This is a genomic window from Gordonia sp. LMA484 (genome assembly GCF_058129505.1).
In genome coordinates, this window is sequence record NZ_CM176700.1 from 782,775 (window position 1) to 802,156 (window position 19,382).

At 66.3% G+C, this 19,382-nt stretch carries 18 protein-coding genes; 13 read left to right on the forward strand and 5 right to left on the reverse strand.

Annotated features, from left to right (window positions below; translation table 11 throughout):
- Positions 1-4: 4 nt before the first annotated feature.
- Positions 5-829, reverse strand: a complete 825-nt coding sequence (locus AC4AMJ_RS03495) for an acyl-[acyl-carrier-protein] thioesterase (RefSeq protein WP_489896950.1) — start codon at positions 827-829, stop codon at positions 5-7.
- A gap of 99 nt (positions 830-928) precedes the next feature.
- Here AC4AMJ_RS03495 and AC4AMJ_RS03500 point away from each other — a divergent pair, with 99 nt between their 5' ends.
- The 6 genes from AC4AMJ_RS03500 to AC4AMJ_RS03525 all read left to right on the forward strand — a co-directional run bounded on the left by AC4AMJ_RS03500 (position 929) and on the right by AC4AMJ_RS03525 (position 8,486).
- A complete protein-coding gene (locus tag AC4AMJ_RS03500; RefSeq protein ID WP_489917263.1) occupies positions 929-2,605 on the forward strand; it encodes an FAD-dependent oxidoreductase in 1,677 nt (558 codons plus the stop codon).
- A gap of 3 nt (positions 2,606-2,608) precedes the next feature.
- Complete coding sequence (locus AC4AMJ_RS03505) at positions 2,609-3,889, forward strand: glycosyltransferase family 4 protein (RefSeq protein ID WP_489917264.1); 1,281 nt, start codon at positions 2,609-2,611, stop codon at positions 3,887-3,889.
- Positions 3,890-3,899: 10 nt separating this feature from the next.
- Positions 3,900-4,628 (forward strand): class I SAM-dependent methyltransferase, encoded by a 729-nt coding sequence (locus AC4AMJ_RS03510; protein ID WP_489896947.1) that lies wholly within the window; start codon positions 3,900-3,902, stop codon positions 4,626-4,628.
- Entirely contained in the window at positions 4,625-5,662 is a 1,038-nt protein-coding gene (locus AC4AMJ_RS03515; RefSeq protein ID WP_489917265.1) for a prenyltransferase, read from the forward strand. Before AC4AMJ_RS03510 ends, AC4AMJ_RS03515 begins: the two co-directional genes overlap by 4 nt.
- Before the next feature lie 73 nt (positions 5,663-5,735).
- Complete coding sequence (locus AC4AMJ_RS03520; protein ID WP_489917266.1) at positions 5,736-6,593, forward strand: LLM class F420-dependent oxidoreductase; 858 nt, start codon at positions 5,736-5,738, stop codon at positions 6,591-6,593.
- A gap of 501 nt (positions 6,594-7,094) precedes the next feature.
- Positions 7,095-8,486, forward strand: coding sequence for an IS1380 family transposase (locus AC4AMJ_RS03525; RefSeq protein ID WP_489897037.1), 1,392 nt, complete (start codon positions 7,095-7,097; stop codon positions 8,484-8,486).
- A 323-nt stretch (positions 8,487-8,809) separates the two neighbouring features.
- Here the strand turns inward: AC4AMJ_RS03525 and AC4AMJ_RS03530 are convergent, their stop codons facing one another.
- Entirely contained in the window at positions 8,810-9,427 is a 618-nt protein-coding gene (locus AC4AMJ_RS03530) for a TetR/AcrR family transcriptional regulator (protein ID WP_489896944.1), read from the reverse strand.
- 123 nt (positions 9,428-9,550) lie between these two features.
- On the opposite strand from AC4AMJ_RS03530, the gene AC4AMJ_RS03535 reads away from it, so the two are divergent.
- From AC4AMJ_RS03535 to AC4AMJ_RS03545, 3 genes are read left to right on the forward strand one after another with little or no spacing between them, the layout of a single operon-like run.
- Positions 9,551-10,948, forward strand: a complete 1,398-nt coding sequence (locus AC4AMJ_RS03535) for a flavin-containing monooxygenase (protein ID WP_489917267.1) — start codon at positions 9,551-9,553, stop codon at positions 10,946-10,948.
- Between the two features lie 2 nt (positions 10,949-10,950).
- Positions 10,951-11,895 carry an alpha/beta hydrolase gene (locus tag AC4AMJ_RS03540; RefSeq protein WP_489896942.1) on the forward strand — a complete coding sequence of 315 codons (945 nt, stop codon included), beginning with the start codon at positions 10,951-10,953 and terminating at the stop codon, positions 11,893-11,895.
- Entirely contained in the window at positions 11,892-12,641 is a 750-nt protein-coding gene (locus AC4AMJ_RS03545) for an SDR family NAD(P)-dependent oxidoreductase (protein ID WP_489896941.1), read from the forward strand. The genes AC4AMJ_RS03540 and AC4AMJ_RS03545 overlap by 4 nt, the downstream gene beginning before the upstream one ends.
- A gap of 117 nt (positions 12,642-12,758) precedes the next feature.
- Here AC4AMJ_RS03545 and AC4AMJ_RS03550 read toward each other — a convergent pair whose 3' ends face one another.
- The gene (locus tag AC4AMJ_RS03550) at positions 12,759-13,445 is read right to left on the reverse strand and encodes a class I SAM-dependent methyltransferase (protein WP_489917268.1); all 687 of its coding nucleotides are present in this window, start codon (positions 13,443-13,445) and stop codon (positions 12,759-12,761) included.
- Positions 13,446-13,494: 49 nt separating this feature from the next.
- Here AC4AMJ_RS03550 and AC4AMJ_RS03555 point away from each other — a divergent pair, with 49 nt between their 5' ends.
- From AC4AMJ_RS03555 to AC4AMJ_RS03570, 4 genes are all read left to right on the forward strand, one after another.
- Positions 13,495-14,463: an NADPH:quinone oxidoreductase family protein gene (locus AC4AMJ_RS03555; RefSeq protein ID WP_489896939.1), complete on the forward strand. Its 969-nt coding sequence runs from the start codon at positions 13,495-13,497 to the stop codon at positions 14,461-14,463.
- Between the two features lie 292 nt (positions 14,464-14,755).
- Positions 14,756-15,031, forward strand: coding sequence for a DUF2277 domain-containing protein (locus tag AC4AMJ_RS03560; RefSeq protein WP_489896938.1), 276 nt, complete (start codon positions 14,756-14,758; stop codon positions 15,029-15,031).
- Positions 15,032-15,181: 150 nt separating this feature from the next.
- Positions 15,182-16,933 carry an ABC transporter substrate-binding protein/permease gene (locus tag AC4AMJ_RS03565; RefSeq protein WP_489918367.1) on the forward strand — a complete coding sequence of 584 codons (1,752 nt, stop codon included), beginning with the start codon at positions 15,182-15,184 and terminating at the stop codon, positions 16,931-16,933.
- 5 nt (positions 16,934-16,938) lie between these two features.
- Positions 16,939-17,691, forward strand: a complete 753-nt coding sequence (locus tag AC4AMJ_RS03570) for an amino acid ABC transporter ATP-binding protein (RefSeq protein ID WP_489896937.1) — start codon at positions 16,939-16,941, stop codon at positions 17,689-17,691.
- Here the strand turns inward: AC4AMJ_RS03570 and AC4AMJ_RS03575 are convergent.
- Positions 17,679-18,641 (reverse strand): amidohydrolase family protein, encoded by a 963-nt coding sequence (locus AC4AMJ_RS03575; protein WP_489917269.1) that lies wholly within the window; start codon positions 18,639-18,641, stop codon positions 17,679-17,681. The genes AC4AMJ_RS03570 and AC4AMJ_RS03575 overlap by 13 nt on opposite strands.
- A gap of 48 nt (positions 18,642-18,689) precedes the next feature.
- Entirely contained in the window at positions 18,690-19,367 is a 678-nt protein-coding gene (locus tag AC4AMJ_RS03580; protein WP_489917270.1) for a PaaI family thioesterase, read from the reverse strand.
- Positions 19,368-19,382 lie beyond the last annotated feature (15 nt).

Genomic DNA, 19,382 nt, shown 5'->3' on the forward strand with positions numbered 1-19,382 from the left:
GACACTAGGGCAGTTTCGACACCACAACCGTCGCCGCGACCACCTGATCGTCGTCGTCGCCGGGAATCAGCATCCACACCAGCAGGCGGTCCGCCTCGCGCACCCTGCGCAGCGTGATCGGCACGCCGGGGACGATCGGCCGGAGATACTCGATCACCGCGCGATGGGGGATCTTGACCAGGTCCGGGTGGTCGACCAGTTCGTCCTCGATGGCCTCGAGGTACGCGGCGTTGTTGAGGTGCTTGAACGGGTCGAAGTCCGTGATCCGCAGGACGTGTTCGCGGTCGGGCAGGTCGGTCGACGCCGCGTCGGGCGCCTTGTCGGGGTTCATCGACTTCCACCGCAGACGATGTTCGTCGGTCATCTGCGACAACAGTTCGAACGCCTCGTCGGTCAGCCGTGACGGCATGCCCTGATCATTGACGTTGATCCAGAACGCCTCGGTCTCGATCAACCCGGGTGCGCGCTGGTCGGGGTTGAACCGATTCGTCTCGTGGTCGGCGGTCAGCCGGACCCGCATGTTGGTCCACCGAGTGGACAACGCCCCACACCAGCGTTGGGCGGTGACCTGCGCCGGCCAGGAGAACGGCCTGATCACGTCGATCACCGTGCGACGCACGATCCAGAACGGGTCGGTGGCGCCGAACTCGGTGGCCTCGATGTTGTCGTTGGCGACATCCTGCAGGTATCGGGCCACGGCGTCGAGCCGGACCCGCATGTCCTGGTCGACGTCGCCGGTGCGGATGCGGTAACCGGCTTCGAAGTACCGTGCCCCGGTCTTGCGATCCCGCAGTGGTTCGATGTTCGTCCCGCTGGGTGACGTGCTCACTCGGTCCCTACTTTCAGTCCCCGGTATCTTTACAGTTAAGATACTCAGGACGGAAAAACTAGAACACGTTCCACGTGTTGGATTTCGAGGAATCAGCAGATGGCGCATGTGATCACCCGGCCATGTTGCAACGATGCGAGTTGCGTCAGCGTATGTCCGGTCAACTGCATTCACCCCACTCCGGACGAACCGGATTTCTTCACTGCGGAGATGTTGTTCATCGATCCAGAGACCTGTATCGACTGTGGCGCGTGCATCGACGAGTGCCCGGTCGAGGCGATCATCCCCGATGATCAGCTCGAGGAACGCGACGAGCCGTACCTGCAGATCAACGCCGACTACTACAAGGACCACGACGTCGAGGGCGGTCTGGTTCCACCCAAGAAGGCGCCGCAGCTCCCCGACGGGGAATTGCACGTGGCGATCATCGGCGCCGGACCGGCGGCCTTCTATGCCGCCGAGGAGCTCGTGCGCAAGCCTCAGGTCAAGGTCGACATGTTCGACCGGCTCCCGACCCCGTACGGTCTCGTGCGCGCCGGTGTCGCGCCCGATCATGCGGCGACCAAGGGCGTCGAGAAGACGTTTGCCGCCACCGCGGCCAAGCGGAACTTCCAGTACTTCCTCAACGTCGAGGTCGGCAAGCACATCACCCATGCCGAACTCACCGAGCGCTATCACGCGGTGGTGTATGCGGTCGGTGCCGCGACGGACAAGCGACTCGGCATCGAGGGTGAGGATCTCGCCGGATCGATCCCCGCGACCGAGTTCGTCGCCTGGTACAACGGCCACCCCGATTACGCGGATCTCGAGGTCGATCTGTCGTCGGAGCGTGCGGTCGTGGTCGGCAACGGTAACGTCGCGCTCGACGTGGCGCGCATCCTGGCCAGCGACCCGGAGGATCTGGCGTCGACCGACATCGCCGACCATGCCCTCGCCACGCTGCGTGAATCGAACGTGCGTGAGGTCATCCTGCTGGCGCGCCGCGGCGTCGCCCAGGCCGCCTACACGAACAGCGAGTTCCTGGCTCTCGGCGATGTCGAGGGCGTCGATGTGGTGATCGATCCGGACGAACTCGTGCTGGACCCCGCCACGGAGGCCGCGCTCGCCGACGACACGCTGGACTCGACGATCGCGACCAAGATCCGGCTGGCGCGTGAGTTCGCCGAGCGGCCGACCACCGAGGGGAATCGACGGATCGTGTTCCGGTTCCTCGTGTCACCGGTGGAGATCTCGGGCGAAGGGCACGTCGAGCAGCTGACCTGCGTGCGAAATGTGTACGCGCCGGGCACCGAACGTGTTGCGGTGACGCCGACCGACGAGCGGTTCGAGCTCGAGACCGGAGTGGTGTTGCGCGCGATCGGCTATCGCGGAGTGCCGGTGATCGACCTGCCGTTCGACGAGGTGAAGGGTGTCGTGCCGAACACGGACGGCCGGGTTCAGGCTGTCGCCGACGGCGATGTGGTGCCCGGGCTCTATGTCACGGGCTGGATCAAACGAGGGGCGACCGGGGGGATCGGGATGAACCGAATGTGTGGCCAGGAAACCGCGGAAGCGGTCCTGCGGGACTACGTCGACAACGCGCTGTCGGCGCCGTCGACGGCACGCGACGATGTCGCCGACCTCGTGTCGGATCGTGGCGCCCGGCGGATCGATCTCGCGGGGTGGAAAGCCATCGACGCCGCCGAGAAGGGTGCGGGGAAGTCGGCGGGTCGCCGCCGGGTCAAGTTCGTCTCGATGACCGAGTTCGAGACCGCCGCCGGTATGGAACCGGTGTAGGGGATGCGGGTCGCACTGCTGTCGTATCGCAGCAAGCCGCATTGTGGCGGCCAGGGGGTTTACGTCCGGCATCTCTCGCGCGAGCTCGCTCTGCTCGGGCACGAGGTCGAGATCTTCTCCGGCCAGCCCTATCCCGAGCTCGACCAGGTCGCCATCGATGCCGGCGTCAAGCTCACCAAGGTGCCGAGCATGGCGCTCTACGACGAACCGGATCCGTTCCGTACGCCACGGCCGAAGGAGTACCGCGACTGGATCGACCTGCTCGAGGTCGGTTCGATGTGGACCGCGAGTTTCGGTGAGCCACTGACCTTCAGCCTGCGCGTGGCCCGCCTGTTGAAGGACCGCCGAGACGACTTCGACATCGTCCACGACAACCAGTGCCTCGGTTACGGTCTGCTCGACATCCAGAAGGCCGGCTTCCCGCTGATCGCGACGATCCATCATCCGATCACGCGTGACCGGACACTGGCGGTGAAGGCGGCGAAGGGCTGGCGCAAGATCACCGCCTGGCGCTGGCATTCCTTCCTGCGCATGCAGGGTCGGGTCTCGCGCCGAATCCCCGAGCTCCTCACCGTGTCCCGCAGCAGCGAGGTGGACATCCGCAAGGCCTTCGACATCCCGTCCGGCCGGATCACCACCATCCCGCTGGGCGTCGACACATCGGTCTTCCGGCCCGGTGTGGAGCGCGTACCCGGTCGGATCGCTTGTGTGGCAAGTGCCGACGCGCCGCTCAAGGGTGTGTCGTACCTGCTGGAGGCGGTCGCCAAGCTCAGTGCCGAGCGACAGGTCGAACTGGTACTGGTGTCCAAACTCGATCCGAACGGGCCGTCGGCGAAGATGATCGACGAACTCGCCATCGGTGACAAGGTCAAGGTTGTGTCGGGCCTCGAGGACGAGGAGATGGCCGAGCTCATGGCATCGGCCGAGGTGGCTTGCGTACCTTCGCTGTACGAGGGCTTCTCCTTACCGGCCGTCGAGGCGATGAGCTGTGCGACGCCCCTGGTCGCGACGCGTGCCGGCGCGATCCCCGAGGTCGTCGGGACCAAGGAAGAGGCGGCCCTGCTGGTGCCGCCGCGGGATTCGGGCAAACTCGCCCAGGCGATCGAACGGCTGCTCGACGACGCCGAGTTGCGTCGCCGCCTCGGGGAGGGCGGACGGCATCGCGTCGAGGAGCGTTACAGCTGGGCGGCCGTGGCGGCCAAGACCGCCGAGCACTACGAGACCGTGCTGGACCGGGTGGCGCGCGAGAGCGTCGACCGGTCGGGCGCATCCGTTCAGAGATAGGGGAGTACGCGTGCTGACAGTGGATTTCGACCGCCTGGGGGTGGGTCCGCAGACCAAGGCGATCGACATCGGGGCGGGTCAGGGTAGGCACTCGTTCGAGATGTTCCGTCGCGGTGCCGACGTGATCGCGTTCGACCAGTCCGAGTCCGACATGGCCGACGTTGCCGAGATGTTCGACGCGATGATGGCCGAAGGTCATGTCCCGGCGGACGCCAAGGCGCGCGCCGAGGTCGGGGACGCGCTGCGACTTCCGTACGCGGACAACAGCTTCGACGTGGTTCTCATGTCGGAGATCCTGGAGCACATCCCGGGCGACGAAGGCGCCATCGCCGAGATGGTGCGGATCCTCAAGCCGGGTGGACACGCCGCTGTCACCGTTCCGCGTTACTGGCCGGAGAAGGTCTGCTGGGCCCTGTCGGACGAGTACCACGAGGTGGAGGGCGGTCACGTCCGCATCTACAAGGCCTCCGAACTGGCCGGCAAGTTGGAAGCGGCGGGCCTCGAGGTCACCGGAACCGACCACTCCCATGCGCTGCACGCACCGTACTGGTGGCTGAAATGTGCAGTCGGTGTGGAGAACAACGACAACCTCCTGGTGAAGGGATATCACCAGCTACTGGTGTGGGACATGATGAGCAAGCCGTGGCTGACCCGGGTCGGAGAACAGGTGCTCAATCCGGTCATCGGCAAGTCGGTGGCGCTCTATCTGCGTAAACCGGCCGACACCGCGACCGCGTGACCTCGGTTCCGGCGATCGCCGGGGTGCTCACCGCGCAACAGATCGATGGCACGGGCGCCGCGATCGCTGCGATGCAAGAGGATTCGGGTGCACTGCCGTGGTTTCCGGGTGGCCAGACAGATCCGTGGGATCACGTCGAGTCGGCGATGGCGCTCTCGGTCACCGGCCGCATCGCCGAGGCCGAGGCCGCATACGACTGGTCGCGCAGGCACCAGCGCCATGATGGATCGTGGCCCATCCGGACCGTGGTCGGCCATGTCGAGGACCCCAACATCGACAGCAATTTCTGCGCGTACATCGCGGTCGGGGTGTGGCATCACTACCTGATCACCGGCGACTCCGCGTTCCTCGATCGGATGTGGCCGACGGTGTGGTCGGCCATCGACCTGGTCATGAAGTATCAGCGTGCCGACGGCGCATTTCGCTGGGCCGGGGATCATCGGTCCGGCGCCATGTACGAACAGGCCCAGATCACCGGCAACGCAAGCATTTTCCAGGCCATCGACTGCGCCGTGCGGATCGCCGACGAGATGGGCCAGCCGGAGGAGGCATGGGTGTCCGCGCACACCGCCCTCGGTGACGCCATCCGCGACCGGCCCGAGTTGTTCGAGCCGCCGTCGGATCACTCGATGGACTGGTATTACCCGATTCTCGGTGGCGCTGTACGCGGTCGCGCGGGGCAGGAGCTCATCGCGCGTCGGTGGGAGGAGTTCGTCGTCGACGGGCTCGGGATCCGCTGCGTCGACCATCGTCCCTGGGTGACCGGCGCGGAGACCTGTGAGCTGGCGCTGGCGGTGGATGCGCTCGGCGACACCGATGATGCGATCGAACTCGTCAGATCGATTCAGCACCTGCGGGATCCGGACGGATCGTATTGGACGGGCCTCGTCTATGCCGACGGCAAGCGGTGGCCGGTCGAGAAGAGTTGCTGGACGTCGGCGGCCGTCGTGCTGGCCGCCGACGCGATCAGCCGAACCACCCCGGGCCACGGGATCTTCCGTGATGTCCGGCAAAGTCTGGCCGTCGGACGCTGAATCACCTAGACTAGTGTCCAGTCAGTCGTCCAGGGTGCTGGACGGCGATTCGCGATGCGGCGTTGGAGGGTTCATGGAGTTCGGAATCGTGCAGTTCACGAGTGATCGCGGCCTGAAACCGCAGGTGCTGGCGCCGCTGATCGAAGAGGCCGGTTTCGCGTCGTACTTTGTCCCGGAGCACGGCCACATCCCCACCCGTCGCGACGCGGCGCATCCGCAGACGGGTGATTCGTCGCTGCCGGACGACCGCTACATGCGAACGCTCGACCCATGGACATCACTGGCGGCCGCCGCGGCGGTGACCGAGCGCATCCGGCTCGCGACCGCGGTCGCGCTGCCGGTGCAGTCTGATCCGATCACGCTGGCGAAGACACTGGCCACCCTCGACCACATTTCCGGCGGCCGGCTCACCCTCGGTGTCGGATTCGGTTGGAACCTGGACGAATTGGCCGACCATGACGTACCGCCGAAACGTCGGCGGACCATGTTGCGGGAGTATCTCGAGGCGATGCGTGCGCTCTGGACCGATGAGGAGGCCGAATACCACGGCGAATTCGTCGATTTCGGGACGAGCTGGGCATGGCCGAAGCCGCAGTCGTCGATCCCGACCCTCGTCGGGGCGGCCGGCAACGAGAAGAACTTCAAGTGGATCGCGCGCAGCGCCGACGGGTGGATCACCACCCCCGGTGAGGAGGACATCGAGGGGTCGGTGTCGCTGTTCCAGCAGATCTGGTCCGACGCCGGCCGCGAGGGTGCGCCGCAGATCGTGGTGCTCGACTTCAAGCCCGTCGCGGAGAAGCTCGACAAGTGGGGTGAGATCGGGGTGACGCAGGTCCTCTACGGGCTTCCCGACGACAGCGTCGAACGCGCGAGTGGGTACCTGGCGAAACTGGCGGGGAAACTGGGGTTGGCTGCGGTCGCCGCCGGGTGATCGGAGGTCGCGTCACCTCCCGATCCCTGAGGAGCCTCCGAGCTTGCGAGGATGCGTCACCTCCCGATCCCTGAGGAGGCTCCGAGCTTGCGAGGATGCGTCACCTCCCGTTCCCTGAGGAGGCTCCGAGCTTGCGAGGATGCGTCACCTCCCGTTCCCTGAGGAGGCTCCGAGCTTGCGAGGATGCGTCACCTCCCGTTCCCTGAGGAGGCTCCGAGCTTGCGAGGATGCGTCACCTCCCGTTCCCTGAGGAGGCTCCGAGCTTGCGAGGATGCGTCACCTCCCGTTCCCTGAGGAGGCTCCGAGTCTGCGAGGATGCGTCACCTCCCGTTCCCTGAGGAGCCTCCGAGCTTGCGAGGATGCGTCACCTCCCGATCCCTGAGCCTGGATCTTTCATGTTTGTTTGGGGTGTTCGGCGTGGGAAATGCGAAAGTGCCTACCTGGCAAGGGATTATTGAATCTCCACAACACAATAATTCCTGGCAGAAAGGCACTTCGCAGGTGAAGCATAACCGCTATCCCCGTCTGGTTGTCGATGATCAACGCCGCGAGTCGCTGACGAGTTCGTCGGGGGCGTTGCTGCTGCGTGACGCGGCGCAGGTCGCGGGCCTGGACGAGGCGTTATCGGCGGCGTTGGCGCCGTGGACCTCGCCGCGGGCCACCCATGATCCGGGCCTGATGCTGCTGGATCTGGCGATCGCGTTGGCTCTGGGCGGTGACTGCGCGGCCGACGTGGCGATCGTGCGAGCCCAACCCGACCTGTTCGGGCCGGTGGCCTCGGATGCGACGTTCTCCCGGCTGATCAGCGTGTTGGCCGACGACCTGAGCACGGCGCTACCGGCGATCCGCGCCGCGCGTGCCGCGGCCCGCACCCGGGTATGGACGCGGGCGCGCCCGCTGGCCGGAACACCCGGCACCCGCGATGGGGGGCAGGTGATCGTCGATCTCGACGCCACCACCATCGGTGCGCATTCACTCAAAGAACACGCCCAACTGACCTACAAACGCCAGTTCGGGCATTCCCCGATGTGCGCGTTCGTCGATCACGGCCAGTACGGCACCGGCGAACCACTGATCATCGATCTACGCCGCGGCGGCGCCTCCCCACAAGGCGCCGACCTGCACATCAACACCACGACCGCCGCGCTGGCCCAACTGCCCGCCGCCGAACGCCCCCAGGTGCTGCTCCGCACCGACGCCGGCGGCTGTTCCAAAAAATTCCTCAGGTTCCTGCGCGCCGAGAAACTCGCGTACTCGATCGGGTTCACCCTCTACGACAACGTCAAAACCGCCATCGCCGCGCTGCCCGAGCAGGCCTGGCGCGATGCGTTCAACGGTGACGAACAACCCCGCAACGGCGCCCAGGTCGCCGAGCTCACCGACCTGATCGTCCCCGCCGCCGACCCCACCGACCCCTGGCCGGCCGGGATGCGCGTCATCGTGCGCCGCGAATACCCCGACCCCGGCGCCCAACTACGCCTGACCGACATCGACGGCCGCCGCTACACTGCGTTCGCCACCAACACCCGCGGCACCGGCTGGACCCTGCCGGTCCTGGAACTACGCCACCGCCAACGCGCCCGCGCCGAAGACCGCATCCGCAACCTCAAAGACACCGGCATGGCCAACCTGCCCTTCCACGAGTTCACCAAAAACCAGATCTGGCTCGAAATCGTCTGCCTGGCCGCCGAACTCTTGGCCTGGACCCAAACCCTATGCTGGCCCGAACACCACCCCGCGCGCCTCTTCGAACCCAAACGCATGCGCCTATGCATCCTCGCCGTGGCCGGACGCACCATCCACACCGGCCGACGCCACCTGCTACGACTACCCCGCGGCTGGCCCTACAACGACCTCATCTACCAGGGCTACACCGCCCTGCACGCCGCCTGACACACCACACAGCAGCCCCTGCCCCTCAACCCAGGACCCGAAGAACCGGCGAACACCAGCGCCGGCGATCACCCACACCCACACCACACCAACCCCACACCCAGCCGCCGAAACCCCCAACCCACCACCACATGAAAGATCGAGGCTGAGGAGCCTCCGAGCTTGCGAGGATGCGTCACCTCCCGTTCCCTGAGGAGCCTCCGAGCTTGCGAGGATGCGTCACGAAGGGCCCTTCGTGACGCATCGCTCGTTCCTCGCGAGGCTCCTCAGGGAACGGGGGGTGACGTCGTCGTCCACACGAACGGTTCGGAGCATGCGGCGGCTCAAGAGTCAGGCGCCACCTGCAACCCCGGCATCAGATAGCGGCGCACGTGCCGCAGCACAGCGTCGGCATCGTCGGGGTCGATCGTCTCCGACGGGACTGTGCCGAGGCTGATCAGCACGCGTGCAACCCATTCCGACACCTCATCGAGGTCATGCGCGGGGTGGATCTCCCCGCGGCCGGCCGCCGCGTCGACGTAGGGACGCCAGAACAACGCGAGATCGGGGACAAGCCCGCTGACGCCGGCACCTGCGCAGGCGGCGAACTCCTCGGGCTCGGTCGTCCGCAAACGCATCAGCAGGGTCCCGGGGTCGTCATAGGCGCCGCGCCCGATGCGCACGCCCGCCGCCACCTGGCGGTCGAAGCCGTCGATCGCATCGAGCTCGCCCCGCGCGTCCGACCAGAACGACTCATTCAGGCGCACGATGGCGGCACCGATGAGGGTCGATTTATCCGGGAAGTGGCGATAGAGCCATGCGCGCGAGACCCCGGCGGTCTCTGCGACCTCCTGCATCGTCGTGGATCGTATTCCCTTGTCCGCGAGCAGTTTCTCGGTGGCATCCAGTAATCGCGCGCTGACCGTGGAGGTCGGGCGCTGATGTAGTGGTGCCTCGCTCACGATCGAACCCTAGCAAATTCGTAGACAATTTCCGGATTCTGTTTACCCCAGCGCGGAAATGCGGTAGACAGAATGCACAATCTGTCTACCGTCCGGGGTCGCCGGGCGATCGGGTGAGGAACCATGAGCTCATATCTACCGCGCACCGCGGTCATCGGGGCCGGCATCAGCGGCCTCACCGCAGGCAAGATGCTCGCCGACTACGGCGTGCCCTACACCTGCTTCGAATCGTCCGATCGCATCGGCGGTAACTGGGCCTTCGGGAACCCGAACGGTCACAGCAGCGCCTACCGGTCGCTGCACATCGACACATCCAAGCATCAGCTGTCGTTCCGGGACTTCCCGATGCCCGACGACTACCCCGACTTCCCGCACCACACGCAGATCAAGGCCTACCTCGATTCCTACGCCGAGGCTTTCGGGCTGCTCGACAACATCGAGTTCGGCAACGGGGTCACGCATGCCCGACGGCTCGACGATGGTGGCTGGGAGTTGGAGACCCAACGTGGGGAGCTTCGCCGATTCGACCTACTGGTCGTCGCCAACGGCCACCATTGGAATCCCCGTGTGCCCGACTTCCCCGGGGACTTCGACGGCATCTCCATGCACGCGCACCATTACATCGATCCCAGGACGCCGCACGAGTTCACCGGCAAGCGAATCCTGGTGGTGGGCTTGGGGAACAGCGCCGCCGACATCGCCGTCGAACTGTCGTCGAAGGCGCTGGACAACAAGCTGACACTGTCGACACGGTCGAGTGCCTGGATCGTCCCCAAGTACTTCGCGGGTAAACCGGCGGACAAGTACTACCACACATCGCCGTACATCCCGTTCTCCTGGCAGCGGAAGTTCATGCAGGTCATGCAGCCGATGACCGCGGGACGGCCCGAGGACTACGGTCTCCCGACCCCCAATCACAAGTTCTTCGAGGCGCATCCGACCCAGTCCGTCGAGCTGCCCCTGCGCCTCGGCTCGGGGGATGTGATCGCCAAACCCAACATCTCGCTGCTCGACGGGTCCACCGTGCACTTCGAGGACGGAACCTCGGATGACTTCGACATCATCATCTACGCAACGGGATACAACATCACCTTCCCGTTCTTCGACCCTGATTTCATCAGCGCCCCGGAGAACCGTATCGACCTGTACAAGCGGATGTTCTATCCCGGTATCGACGACCTCGTCTTCGCCGGGTTCGCTCAGGCGACGCCGACGCTGTTCCCCTTCGTCGAATGCCAGGCGCGTGTGATCGGCGCGTACGCGGTCGGCCGCTATCGTCTTCCGGGCGTCGACGACATGCGTCGGATCATCGCCGAGGACATGGCGTTCCACTCCGGCCACATGCTCGATCGCCCGCGGCACACGCAGCAACTCGACCACTATCTCTACGAGCACGACATCAGGACCAAGGAGATCCCGGCGGGCCGGCGACGTGCTGTCGCGCAAGGAGGCCTCCGTTGGTCGCATGCCGGCGCACATCGTGACGACAGGCCCGCCGTTGCGGCCGGAGTGCAGGAGTGACCATGACCCGACAGAACGTGACCTTCGATTCGCACGGAACATCGTGCGACGCATGGTTCTTTCCCGGTCCGCAGACCTCACCCTTCGACGGCCCGGCGGGACGTCCGGTCGTGGTCATGGCGCACGGGTTCGCCGGGACCAAGGATTCCGGTCTCGAGCCTTACGCACGTCGACTCGCCGATGCCGGGCTCGCCGTGTTGGCCTTCGACTATCGCGGCTTCGGACTCTCCGAAGGCGCACAGCGGCAGCGGATCTCGATGAAAGAGCAGGCCGACGACTACCGGGCGGCGATCGCGGCCGCCAAACGCCAACCGGGCGTCGACCCCGACCGGGTGATCCTCTGGGGCATCTCGCAGTCCGGGGGACACGCCATGATCGTCGCGGCGGACCGGACCGACATCGCCGCCGTGATCACGATGGTGCCCCTGGTCAACGGCCTCTCGGCCGGCATCCACAACTATCCGCAGGTCGGAGCGGCCGCGATGCTGCGTTCCACGGCGAGCGGCATCGGCAGTGCGCTGGCGACCAAGGTCGGGCGGCCTGCGACGATGATGGCCGTCGTGGGACGCCCGGGGGAGAAGGCCGCGCTCACCTCACCGGGCTACTACGAGGACTACCTCTCGATAGCCGGGCCGTCCTGGCGCAACGAGGTGGATGCGTCGGTGGGGCTGGAGTTGGGCAGTTTCCGCGCCGACAAGATCGCCGACCGGATCAGCGCTCCCGTGCTGATGCAGATCGCCGATTTCGACCAGGCGGCGCCGCCGCACGCCGCGGCCAAGGCGGCATTCAAGGCTCGCGCCGAGGTGCGGCACTATCCCTGTGATCACTTCGACGTGTTCGATGGCAGGGACTGGTTCGAACCGGCAGCGACGCACCAGATCTCCTTCCTCACGCGGCACCTGTCGGCGGAGCGCGCCGCGGGTTCCGATCAGGTCGGCGCGCGATGACCGGCACAGCCGTGGTGGTCGGCGGGGCATCGGGGATCGGGCGGGCCACCGCCGGAGCCTTCGCCGCCGAGGGCTACTCGGTGGTGGTCGCCGACGTCAACGAGGATGGCGCACGCGCCGCCGCCGAGGAGGTCGGTGGCCGGGCAGTGGCGATGGACGTGACGGACGAGGCATCGGTGGAGGCCGGGTTCGCGAATCTCGACGATGTGCGGGCGGTGGTGAGCTGCGCGGGTCTGACAATCCCCGGCGCCATCACCGAACTGCCGCTCGAGCAGTGGCAGACCACTATAGAGGTATGTCTGACCGGCTCGTTTCTGGTGCTCAAACACGCAGGTCAGCGCGTCGTCGACGGCGGTAGCATCACCGTCATCTCGTCGCTCAACGGGCGGCAGCCGGGCGCGGGGGTGGCCGCATACTGCGCGTCGAAAGCGGGCGCCACGATGCTCGTCGAGGTCGCCGCGCTCGAGTTGGCCGCGCGCGGCATCCGCGTCAATGCGATCCAACCCGGCCTCATCGACACTCCGCTCACCGCCGGGCTCTCGATGGTGCCGGGGCTGACCGACGAGTACATCGAGAACACTCCGTTGGGTCGGAGTGGTCGGCCCGGGGAAGTCGCCGACGTCGCGGTTTTCCTCGCCTCCGACAAGGCCACGTGGATCACCGGCGCCGCCTTCGACATCAACGGCGGCGCACACCTCCAGCGTTACCCCGACATCCTCGGCAAACTGCGCGCACTGGTGCCGTGACGGTTCCTCCCCCGGGTATCGGCAAACGCCCCCTGAGCTTGTGGAGGCTCTGGCGATACCCGGGGGACGAACCCTGCGGACCCGGGGCGGACCCGGCCCGAGGCGGTCCGGGGCGGGCTAGAGGGGCTCGCCCGGCGTGCCGCCGTCGCGGCGCAGGACGCGCAGCGAGCCCTCGGCGCGCACCTCGGTGAACTGGCCGGTTGCCAGGGCCTGCCGATAGATCTCGTACGGCGGGCGACCGCCGTCCGCGGGGTCGGGGAACACATCGTGGATGAGCAGTGCCCCGCCGATACGGACCCAGGGTGCCCAGCCGTCGAGGTCGTTCTGCGCGGCCTGCATGCTGTGGCCGCCGTCGATGAAGACGAAGTCGGCCGGTTTGCCCCACACCTTGGCTGCGATCGTCGACGTCGCCAGCATGCCGATCACGGTGCCCTCGAGGCCGGCGTCGAACATCGTCTGCCGGAAGCGTGCGGAGGTGTCCAGGGTGCCGGTGTGCGGGTCGACCAGCGAGGTGTCGTGGTACTCCCAACCCGGTTGGTGCTCCTCGGATCCGCGATGGTGATCGATCGTCACGATGGTCGCACCGCAGGCCTCGGCGGCCGCGCCCAGGAATACGGTGGATTTGCCGCAGTAGGTGCCGATCTCCACGCCCACACGCGTCGAATTGGGCTGTGCGAGATACTCTCCGGCGATCTCGAACAAGGTCTGGGCCTCGTCGAGCGGCATGAACCCGGGGGCTTCCTCGGCCACTTTCTTCCGCTCCGGCGATGGGGCGTTCGGCATCCGCGTCGACGATGAGGTCATGAGGCAGATCCTATCCGGTCCAGGTTCGGGGCCGCGTAGGGTGACCGTTATGAAAGCACAAGTGCTCACCGCCGAGACGGGCCCCGCAGGACTGGAACTGACCGACGTCGACGACCCGAAACCCGCCGACGGGCAGGTTCTGGTCGACATCAAGTCGTGTGGAGTCTGCTTTCCCGACCTGCTGATGAGCCAGGGCAAGTACCAACTGCGGATGCCGACTCCGTTCACGCCGGGGACCGAGGTGGCCGGTGTGGTGCGTGAGGCGCCGGAGGGTTCGTCGGTCAAGGCCGGGGACAAAGTGCTCGTGGCCTCGGTCGTCGGCGGTTTCGCCGAACAGGTGACCGCGGCGCCCGAGCAGCTGCTGCCGCTGCCCGAGGGCCTCACCTTCGATCAGGGTGCCGCGATGGGCATCAATTACCAGACGGCGTTGTTTGCGCTGAAGGTCCGCGCGCAGACCGCTCCCGGTGAGATCGTCGGCGTGCTCGGCGCCGCAGGCGGCGTCGGAACGGCATCGATCATGGTGGCGAAGGCCATGGGCGCCAAGGTGATCGCCATCGTGCATCGCAAGGGCGCCGACGAACTGTTGCGCAGCGCCGGCGCCGACGAGATCGTGCAGCTCGAAGAGGGCTGGGGTGCGAAGCTGAAGGAGATCGCACCCGAAGGCGTCGACGTCATGATCGACCCGTCCGGCGGAGAGGTCTTCGATGAGGCGTTGCGTCAGGTCGCCCCCGACGGTCGCTACGTCGTCATCGGTTTCGCGGCCGGCGGCATCCCGACGGTCAAGCTCAACCGGGTGCTGTTCCGCAACATCTCGATCGTCGGCGCGGCGTGGGGCGAGTACGTGCGCACGCACCCGGGCCTACCCGAACTGCTCCACGACGAGCTGGGCGAGATGATCGCGGCCGGCATGAGTCCGCAGGTGAACGTCACCTATTCGCTCGATGAGCTGCCCAAGGCGTTGACCGATCTGGCCGAGGGGCGGATCCTGGGTAAGGCGGTCGTCAAGATCGCCGACTGAACTCGTCGTCGGGCGCGGGTGATCTCGATACGCTCGCTCGCCTGGCGGCTCGCGGCTACTCGATCAGCGGTTGGGCCGACCCTGCCCGGACTTCTCCGCTGGTTGAGTGGTCGACGAGCGGAGCGAGGAGACGGATTCCTCCGCTGGTTGAGTGGTCGACGAGTGGAGCGAGGAGACGGATTCCTCCGCTGGTTGAGTGGTCGACGAGTGGAGCGAGGAGACGGATTCCTCCGCTGGTTGAGTAGTCGACGAGCGGAGCGAGGAGACGTATCGAAACCCGAGGAGCCGACCCATGTGCCGCAACATCACCGAACTGCGGGGTCTCGAGCCCGCGGCCACCGACGAGGAGATCGAGGCCGCCGCCCGTCAGTATGTCCGCAAGGTGAGCGGGGTGCGGCATCCCTCGGCGGCCAACGTCGAGGCGTTCGAAGCGGCCGTTCAGAAGGTCACCGCGGCGACGCATGAGTTGCTCGATGCGCTGCCGGAGCGTCGGCAGCCACCCAAGACGGTGCCGCCGTTGCGCAGGCCCGAGGTGCGCGCCCGGATGGCCGCGCGGGGCTCCGCCTGACATCGGTGGGTTTCGCGCCGCGGTGAGCGGAACTGTTGGGTGCCCACCACCACTGCTCGCTACTGTGCTGAGGTGACCGCCTCCCGACCGGCCCCGGCTCGTCCCGCCCGCAGACCCGTCCGCCACCTGGTCGTCCTCGTCGTCGTGGCGATGATCGGTCTGATCGCCGCCATCGGTGCGCCGGCACCGCGAGCCTCAGCCGCCCCGGCGGACAGCTGCACACCGGCCGGCGCCGCCTCGGCATCGGCCGCCCCGACCAACATGGGGGCGGCCGATCAGGGCGGCGAGGACCGCTACACCACCGCGACGACGACACCCGTCGACCAGATCGACACGAATGCCCTCGGGCTGCTCGAACCCGGGACGATCTCGGTCGGCACGCTGTCGGACGCCGGACCGAGCATCTGTGTGAACAGCGAGGGTGTCTTCACCGGTTTCGACAACGAACTGCTCAAGGCGGTGGCCGCCAAGCTGGGCCTGCAGATCCAGTTCTCGGGAACCGAGTTCGCGGGCCTGCTCTCGCAGGTGGCCAACAATCGGTTCGACGTCGGGTCGTCGTCCATCACCACCACCGACGAGCGGCGACAGACCGTCGATTTCACCAACGGCTACGACTTCGGCTACTTCTCCCTGGTCGCGCCGTCGGGCGGACCGATCAAGAGCTTCTCGGATCTGAGTGCGTCCAACCGGATCGGCGTCGTGCAGGGCACCGTTCAAGACGACTACGTGACCAACACACTCAAGCTCGACCCGGTGAAGTTCCCCGACTACGCAACCGCCTACGCGAATCTGAAGAGCGGCCAGATCGACGCGTGGGTAGCGCCGTCGCAGCAGGCGGAGGGGGCGGTCAAGGACGGTGACGGCACCGCCATCGTGGAGAACACCTTCAGCGTCAACAACTTCGTCGCCTGGGCGGTGGGCAAGAACAAGCCGAAGCTGGTCGACGCGCTGAACTCCGGTCTCGACGCGATCATCGCCGACGGCACGTACGCGAAGCTCTACACCGACTGGGTGCCACGCGAACTGCCGGACGGATGGAAACCCGGCAGCAAGGCGGCGCCGACACCGGAATTGCCCGACTTCGCCGCCATCGCCAGGGAGAACGCGGCCGCAGACGCCGCGAAGCAAGACGAGCCGACGGCTCCGAAAGGGACACTCGCCCAACTCGGGAGCACTTTCTTCAACTGGGACCTCTATCAGAAGTCGTTCCCCGACCTGATCAAGACCGGTCTGGTCAACACCCTCATCCTGTCGGTGGTCTCCGGCGTGCTCGGCACAATCCTCGGCATGGCCCTGGCGGTCGCCGGCATCTCCCGTTCACGATGGCTGCGCTGGCCGGCCCGTGTGTACACCGACGTCTTCCGTGGCCTACCCGCCGTGGTGGTGATCCTGATCGTCGGCCTGGGCGTCGGCCCCGTGGTCAAGAACATCACCGGCAACAACCCCTACTGGCTGGGCGCGGTCGCGTTGGCGTTGCTCGCCGCCGCCTACATCGGCGAGATCTTCCGATCGGGCATCCAGAGCATCGACACGGGACAGATGGAGGCCTCGCGCGCCATCGGTTTCAGTTACCGACAGTCCATGCGGCTCGTCGTGATCCCACAGGGTGTCCGGCGCGTGCTGCCGGCTCTGATGAACCAGTTCATCAGTCTGATCAAGGACAGTTCGCTGGTCTACTTCCTCGGTCTGCTGGCGAGTCAACGCGAACTCTTCGCGGTCGGCCGAGACCTCAACGCGCAGACCGGTAACCTCTCGCCGCTGGTGGCCGCCGGCATCATGTACCTCGTCCTCACCATCCCCCTCACACATCTGGTCAACTACATCGACAACCGATTGCGCACGGGTCGACCCCCCGAGATCGAGGACGATCCGTTGCCGGCCACCGCGATCGAGAAGGGTTGAGGGCCATGGCCGACACCACCACCACAGCGCGCCAGGCGGTCTCTCTGACCGGCCACGACCTGCACCTGTCGTTCGGCAAGAATCACGTGTTGCGCGGCGTCGACATCCAGGTCGACGCGGGTACCACGACGACCGTCATCGGGCCGTCCGGTTCCGGGAAGTCGACGCTGCTGCGTGTGCTCAACCGACTGCACGAGCCCGATCAGGGCGACATCCTCCTCGACGGCCGTTCGGTGCTCGACGACAATCCCGACGAACTGCGGCGCCGGATCGGGATGGTGTTCCAGCACTTCAACCTGTTCCCGCACAAGACGGTGGTGGACAACATCGCGCTGGGTCCCCGAAAACTGCGGGGCCTGAGCAAGGACGACGCACGAGCGGTCGCGATGGCGCAGCTCGAGATCGTCGGCCTCACGAACAAGGCGTCGGCGCGTCCCGGGAACCTGTCCGGTGGCCAGCAGCAACGCGTGGCCATAGCGCGCGCACTGGCGATGGAACCGCAGGTCATGTTCTTCGACGAGGCGACCTCGGCACTGGACCCGGAGCTCGTCAAAGGCGTGCTGGCACTGATGGCCGACCTCGCCACCGAAGGCATGACGATGGTCGTCGTCACCCACGAGATGGGATACGCCCGTGACGTGTCCGATCACGTGGTGTTCATGGACCACGGTGTCGTGGTGGAAACGGGCAAGCCCGAACAGATCTTCGACGCCGCAGAATCGGAACGGTTGCGCGCCTTCCTGTCTCAGGTGTTGTGAGAGTCGGCCGCGCCGTCGATCCCGAACAACCCCGCGGCATTGCCGTAGAACGCGCCGCGCAGCCAGTCGTCCCCGAGCTCGAGGCGCTCGAGCGCTTCGAGAGCATGCGTGTACGGGTACGGGATGTTCGGGTAGTCGCTGCCGAACAGGATGCGGTCACCGAGGTCCCGCAGCCGGGGCAGCTCAGCCGTCGGGAACGGGGCGCCTTCCTCGGAGAAGTCGGTGAACGACATGGTCGTGTCGAATCTGACGTTGGGATAACGCTCGGCGAGGTCGAGGAACTCGACATACTCGGGCGTGCCCATGTGCGCGATGATCAGCGGCAACGACGGAAAGCGATGGAGCAGGGTGGCGATCGGCTCCGGTCCGGTGTGGGTGCCGGGTGCGGGGCCCGAGCCGCAATGGATGATCACCGGGACTTGGCTGTCGGCGATCTGCGCCCAGACCCCGTCGAGCAGCGAATCGAGCGGTGAGAAGTCGCCGACCTGGATGTGGCATTTGAAGACCTGTGTTCCGTGCTGAATGGCCTTCGAAACGTATTCCGGCGCCGACTCCTCCGGATAGAAGGTGGCGGTGTGCAGGCAATCCGGGTGATGTGCGGCGAAGTCCGCCGCCCAACCGTTCAGCCATTCGGCCATGTCAGGTTTGTGTGGGTACACCAGCGACGAGTAGGCACGCACCCCGAACTCCTGCAGGGCCGACACGCGCACGTCCTCGTCGGCACGATAGGCGATCGGCCACTCCCGGCCGATCAGCGGTCCCGCCGAGTCGAAGTATCCCCACACCTTGTCCATCACGGACTTCGGCATGAAATGGGTGTGTACGTCGAGCAGTCCGGGCAGCCCGAGTCGTTGCCATGTTCGCCGGACCTGATCGGCTTCAGCCGAACTGAAGGGTTCGGGCAGGGCCGCGGCCGCAGGCGAGGATCGATCGGGAACAGCGCTGTTCACCGGATCCACGCTACTACGGGCATCTGTGACTGCGATGGAGCATGTCGATCACGAACCCTCTGATGATGCCGGGCCCGCGATCGCGCCGATGCTCTGATCGGGCATGACACCCGCCCAGTCCTTCGGCACGATGAAGGTTCCCTCCGCGGTCACCGTCTCCCCGTCGGCGTCGGACAGCGATCCGCGCACGATCTTCTTACGGCCGTCCCGTTCGACGATGATCGCCCGGGCATGCAGCGGCCCCAGCGGCGTCGGCCGGAGATATCTGACCGAAATGGTGCCCGTGTAGCAGGGCACGTCGTCGGCACTGCTCGCCTGGCCCAGCACGTGGTCGAGGACCATCGCGCACACCCCGCCGTGCACGCACCCGGGCGGCCCCTCATAGGCCGCGCCCAGGGTGAAATCGGTGGTGACCAGTCCGTCCCGATGCCGCGTGCCACGCAGGGGCGGCGCGATCGCGTTGCGCAGTCCGATCACCGCGTTTCCCCATGGCATGCCCAATTTGTCGGCGGTGTGGCGCACACCGAACGCGCCGTCGATCTGCTTGGCACGCAACGATTCCACCACGGCGGAGATCTGTCGGTGGGCCTCGCGGATGGTCGAATCGTCGACCTCGGTGCGGATCACCGCGTCGATCAGTTCCCGGACCGAGTCGGCCAGCGGGCCGTACAGGGCTTTGCGACGTTCGAACTCCTCGGTGGTGATGTCCTCGAGGGTGAAGTGCATGGCGTCTCGTTTCCT

Excerpts from the sequence above, each read along its gene's own strand:
- AC4AMJ_RS03500 (WP_489917263.1), top strand. The coding sequence starts at position 929 with ATGGCGCATGTGATCACCCGGCCATGTTGCAACGATGCGAGTTGCGTC.
- AC4AMJ_RS03505 (WP_489917264.1), top strand. The coding sequence starts at position 2,609 with ATGCGGGTCGCACTGCTGTCGTATCGCAGCAAGCCGCATTGTGGCGGC.
- AC4AMJ_RS03520 (WP_489917266.1), top strand. The coding sequence starts at position 5,736 with ATGGAGTTCGGAATCGTGCAGTTCACGAGTGATCGCGGCCTGAAACCG.
- AC4AMJ_RS03535 (WP_489917267.1), top strand. The coding sequence starts at position 9,551 with ATGAGCTCATATCTACCGCGCACCGCGGTCATCGGGGCCGGCATCAGC.
- AC4AMJ_RS03540 (WP_489896942.1), top strand. The coding sequence starts at position 10,951 with ATGACCCGACAGAACGTGACCTTCGATTCGCACGGAACATCGTGCGAC.
- AC4AMJ_RS03545 (WP_489896941.1), top strand. The coding sequence starts at position 11,892 with ATGACCGGCACAGCCGTGGTGGTCGGCGGGGCATCGGGGATCGGGCGG.
- AC4AMJ_RS03550 (WP_489917268.1), bottom strand. The coding sequence starts at position 13,445 with ATGACCTCATCGTCGACGCGGATGCCGAACGCCCCATCGCCGGAGCGG.
- AC4AMJ_RS03555 (WP_489896939.1), top strand. The coding sequence starts at position 13,495 with ATGAAAGCACAAGTGCTCACCGCCGAGACGGGCCCCGCAGGACTGGAA.
- AC4AMJ_RS03560 (WP_489896938.1), top strand. The coding sequence starts at position 14,756 with ATGTGCCGCAACATCACCGAACTGCGGGGTCTCGAGCCCGCGGCCACC.
- AC4AMJ_RS03565 (WP_489918367.1), top strand. The coding sequence starts at position 15,182 with ATGATCGGTCTGATCGCCGCCATCGGTGCGCCGGCACCGCGAGCCTCA.
- AC4AMJ_RS03570 (WP_489896937.1), top strand. The coding sequence starts at position 16,939 with ATGGCCGACACCACCACCACAGCGCGCCAGGCGGTCTCTCTGACCGGC.
- AC4AMJ_RS03580 (WP_489917270.1), bottom strand. The coding sequence starts at position 19,367 with ATGCACTTCACCCTCGAGGACATCACCACCGAGGAGTTCGAACGTCGC.